This is a genomic window from Pseudonocardia sp. DxW, from assembly GCF_058448985.1.
Genome location: NZ_JBZFLK010000055.1, coordinates 1 through 4,201 on the forward strand (window position 1 = coordinate 1; position 4,201 = coordinate 4,201).

Annotated in this window: 3 protein-coding genes and 2 pseudogenes; 3 read left to right on the forward strand and 2 right to left on the reverse strand. The window is 70.6% G+C overall.

Annotation, left to right across the window (positions count from 1 at the left end):
• Positions 1-1,114 (reverse strand): IS256 family transposase (locus ACVJO7_RS33795; protein WP_491676340.1); only part of this gene is annotated, 1,114 nt, incomplete at its 3' end.
• 181 nt (positions 1,115-1,295) lie between these two features.
• Positions 1,296-2,297: a glycosyltransferase family 2 protein gene (locus ACVJO7_RS33800; RefSeq protein WP_491676341.1), complete on the reverse strand. Its 1,002-nt coding sequence runs from the start codon at positions 2,295-2,297 to the stop codon at positions 1,296-1,298.
• A 4-nt stretch (positions 2,298-2,301) separates the two neighbouring features.
• Between ACVJO7_RS33800 and ACVJO7_RS33805 the strand changes: the two are divergent.
• The 3 genes and pseudogenes from ACVJO7_RS33805 to ACVJO7_RS33815 form a co-directional block, all read left to right on the forward strand.
• Positions 2,302-3,288, forward strand: a pseudogene (locus ACVJO7_RS33805) (Mu transposase domain-containing protein); the annotation flags it as partial.
• Positions 3,285-3,581 carry a hypothetical protein gene (locus tag ACVJO7_RS33810; protein ID WP_491676342.1) on the forward strand — a complete coding sequence of 99 codons (297 nt, stop codon included), beginning with the start codon at positions 3,285-3,287 and terminating at the stop codon, positions 3,579-3,581. The pseudogene ACVJO7_RS33805 and the gene ACVJO7_RS33810, both read left to right, overlap by 4 nt.
• Positions 3,542-4,009: pseudogene (locus tag ACVJO7_RS33815) on the forward strand (IS3 family transposase); the annotation flags it as partial. The gene ACVJO7_RS33810 and the pseudogene ACVJO7_RS33815, both read left to right, overlap by 40 nt.
• Between the last annotated feature and the right edge of the window lie 192 nt (positions 4,010-4,201).

Here is a 4,201-nt window from a genome sequence, read left to right on the forward strand (position 1 = left end):
ACCGCGGGAGATAACCACGTCCACCAGGCAAGATCCGGGACCTCACGTGCCCGTCGACGACGTCGCGGACGGCCGCCGAGCGACTCCAGATAACGCTGGGGTTGTTCGACCAGATCTGGCGCCAGACCTCCTTCGGGAAGCTGGTGAAGGCCAGGACGTCGGCACGCGCGGTGTCGAGGTGCTCGGAGACCTTCGGCAGCTTCTCGCAGAGTGCGTCGAGGACCCGGTCGAACTGTGCGTGGACGCTCGCGGCGTCGGGCTGGTCGTAGACCGAGTGCAGCAGCGCCCGCACCCACGGCCAGGAGGACTTCGGGGTCGCGGCCATCAGGTTCGCCGCGTAGTGGGTCCTGCAGCGCTGCCAGGCCGCGCCGGGCAACGTCGCCCCGATCGCGGCGACAAGGCCCTGGTGGGCGTCGCTGGTGACGAGCTTGACCCCGGACATACCGCGGGCGGTCAGGTCGCGGAAGAACCCCAGCCAGCCGGCGCCGTCCTCGGCGGAGGTGACCTGCAGGCCGAGGATCTCCCGGTGCCCGTCACCGTTGACCCCGGTGGCGAGCAGGGCGTGGAGGTTGACCACCCGCCCGTCCTCGCGCACCTTCACGACCAGGGCGTCAGCGGCGACGAAGGTGTAGGGGCCCTGGTCGAGCGGGCGGGTCCGGAACTGCTCGACCTGGTCGTCGAGGTCGGCGGCCATGATCGAGACCTGGGACTTCGACAGCCGGGTGATGCCCAGGGACTCGACGAGCTTCTCCATGCGCCGGGTCGAGACCCCGAGCAGGTAGCAGGTCGCGACCACCGTCGTGAGCGCTCGCTCGGCGCGGCGGCGGCGGCGTTCCAGTAACCAGTCGGGGAAGTAGGAGCCGTTGCGCAGCTTCGGGATTGCCACGTCGATGGTGCCGGCGCGGGTGTCGAAGTCGCGGTGGCGGTAGCCGTTGCGGGTGTTCGTCCGCTGCTCGGAGCGCTGGCCCCAGGCGGCTCCGCACACCGAGTCGGCATCGGCGGACATGAGGGTGTTGATGAACGTGGTCAACATCTGGCGCAGCAGGTCGGGACTCGCCTGGGACAGCTGCTCGTGCAGGAACTCGGTGGGGTCGATACTGGAGGGCGCGGTCATCGCGTGATCCATCTCCTGTTGGCTGTGAGAGGCGTTCAGAAGATCACGCGGTGGCCGCCCTACACGATGCCTCGCCCGTCACCGAGCCGGTCGCACACCACCTTGGTGGACGCCACTCGGTCGGGTGGCAGAACGCGGCTCCGGAGGGAGGGGCTCGGGCCATCGCAGGCGGCCCGTTGCCCTACTGGCGGTGGGCAGTCCGAGTGTTCGCGTCGCCGTCGGGGTCCCAGTGCGGCATAGCGGGAAGCTGTAGCGCGGGACGCGAGGGTGAGGCGGCGTGGCGGGCAATCCGCACGGTGGGCGCATCGAGACCGGTGCCGCTGCGGGGTGCGGGCACCGGGATGCTGACCGTGGCGAGAACCTCTGTCGCATCCTCGGTCGGTAGCGGCGCGGCCGACGCTGCCGACGCAGGCTGCTGTGCCGGGGTGTGTGCGGAGCCGGCGGTGATCTCGACGGTTTCCCGGGTGCCCCAGCCGGTGCGCAGGCAGGTCAGCGTGCCGTACCAGCGGACGAACCGGAGCACGAAGAACGCCCAGAGCGTCGCGATCGGTGACAAGGACAGGGTGAACAGCTGCGATCCCAGCGACTCGTCCGAGCGGCGGATGCTGAGGTAGCGCAGCGCCTGCGCCAGCCCGATGACCAGCGGCACGAGCAGCAGGATCGGGCTGATCGTGCCGGCCGCGATCGGGGCGAGCAGGAACAGGCAGACGAACAGCATCGATGAGATCAGCATCTGGACCCAGGCCAGGACGTGGTTCCAGAACGCGAACCCGCCCAGGGGCAGGTACTTGAACCGCCACCAGGACCGGATGAACGCTCCGCGCATCCAGCGCACGTACTGGCGCAGGTGGTGCGACAGGTTCTCCGGCATCGCGGTGAGCGCGAACGCGGTGGGCTGCTGTACTGCTCGACCCCGGGTGAGGGCGAAGATCGTCAGCATCGAGTCGTCGGAGAACTCCACCGGGCGACCGAAGAAGGTCTCGCCCAGGTAGCTGGTCAGGTGCTCGCGCACGACCGGGCCGCGGTAGGCGGCCAGCGGGCCGGAGTTGACCAGCACCGAGCCCATGGTCGAGGCGGCGGAACGGTCGACCAGCTGCCCGGTAACGAACCACAGATCGGTCAGACGGGTGAGCAGGTTCTTTCGCGCGTTCGCGGCCAGGACCACCCCGGCGACCGACTGCACGCGGGAGTCGGTGGACAGAGTCGTCTACGCACCTGGCGAGATCGCCCAGTGCGACCTGTGGTTCCCCGACACCGCGATTCCCGTCGGGGACGGGCAGGAGCGGGTCCTGCCGGTGCTGGTGATGACACTGGGCTACTCGCGGTTCCTGTCCGCGACGATGATCCCCTCGCGCCAGGCCGGGGACATCTTGTCCGGGATGTGGCAGCTGATCAGCGGGGTGGGGCGGGTGACCCGCACGCTGGTCTGGGACCGGGAGTCCGCGATCGGCGGGACCGGTCGGGTCTCGACGCCGGCGGCGGCGTTCGCCGGCACTCTGGCCACGAGAATCCGGCTGGCCCCGCCGCGGGACCCGGAGTTCAAAGGGCTGGTCGAGCGCAACAACGGCTACTTCGAGACCTCGTTCCTGCCCGGACGACGGTTCGCCTCCCCGGCTGACTTCAATCGGCAGATCAGCGACTGGCTGACCAGGGCGAACGCCCGAACCGTCCGAGCGATCGGCGGGCGCCCGGCCGATCTGCTCGAGGGTGACTACGCGGCGATGACTCCGCTGCCGCCGCTGGACCCGCCGATCGGGCTGACCGCGCGGGTCCGGTTGGCGCGGGACTACTACGTCCGCGTCGATGCCAACGACTACTCGGTGGACCCACAGGTGATCGGCCGGTTCGTCGACGTCGCCGCCACCCCGGGCGAGGTGGTCATCTACTGCGCCGGGCAGGTCGTCGCCCGCCACCAACGCAGCTGGGCCCGCCACGCGGTGATCACCGACCCGGCCCATCGCGACACCGCCGCGACGATGCGCCGCGCCCTGGCCCACGACCGCAGCGCGCGGCGGGCCGCCGAGCGGCGTCATCTCGACGGGCACCCGGTGACCCTGCGCGCGCTGCCCGACTACGACGCCCTGTTCGGCGTCGACTTCACCCCCACCCCGATTCCGGATCCGAGCTCGGACAGCAGCCGGGACAGCCCCGCTGAGGAAGTGAGCAGCTCATGACCACCTCACCGAAGACGCCCACCGACCCCGGCCCGGAGCCGTCGGGGCCGGTGCTGGCCGCAGTCCCCGACGGGTTACCGGCGATGATCGCCTACCTGACCCGGGTCCTGAAGACCCCGACGATCGGGGCCTGCTGGGAACAGCTCGCCGCCCAGGCCCGCGATGAGAACTGGTCGCACGAGGAGTATCTGGGCGCGCTGCTGCAGCGTCAGGTCGCCGACCGCGCACCTGGCCACGAGCGCGGTCCGGATCCGCATCACGCCGAGATCGACCGGCCACACAAGCGCTGGTGAGGTTCATCGACCAGCACGCCGCCCGCTCCACGGGGGGCCGGCGGTGGGGTGTCGCGTCGATCTGCGCCCAGCTCACCGAGCTGGGCGTGGCGATCGCCCCGTCGACCTACTACGCCGCCCGTGCTGCGGCATTGACGGCGCCGACCAGACAACAGCAGCGCGATGAGGAGCTGACCGCGCAGATCCGCAGGGTGCATGCCGAGAACTACGGCGTCTACGGAGCGCGGAAGGTCTGGGCCCAGCTGGGCCGTGAGGGCATCGACGTCGCCCGGTGCACGGTCGAGCGGCTCATGCGCGTGGCCGGGCTCGTCGGAGCCCGCCGCGGAAAGCGGGTCCGCACCACGATCGACGGTGGTGGACCGCGGGCAGGTGACCTGGTCGAGCGCCGGTTCGACAGGCCGGCCCCGGACCAGCTCTGGGTCGCCGACTTCGAGCGCCACGAGGCGCTGTTGAACCGAGTGGAGGTGAGAGACCTTCGCCGCCGTGTCGTCGCAGCGGCGCGGTGAAGCTGGGGGCAGTCCGGGTTCCGGGACGGGAACCACGGGCGGGAAGCAGCCCCGACAACGACGAGGCGGGCCAGAACTGCCAGATGGTCCGGGCTCGGCAAGCAAGACGGGACG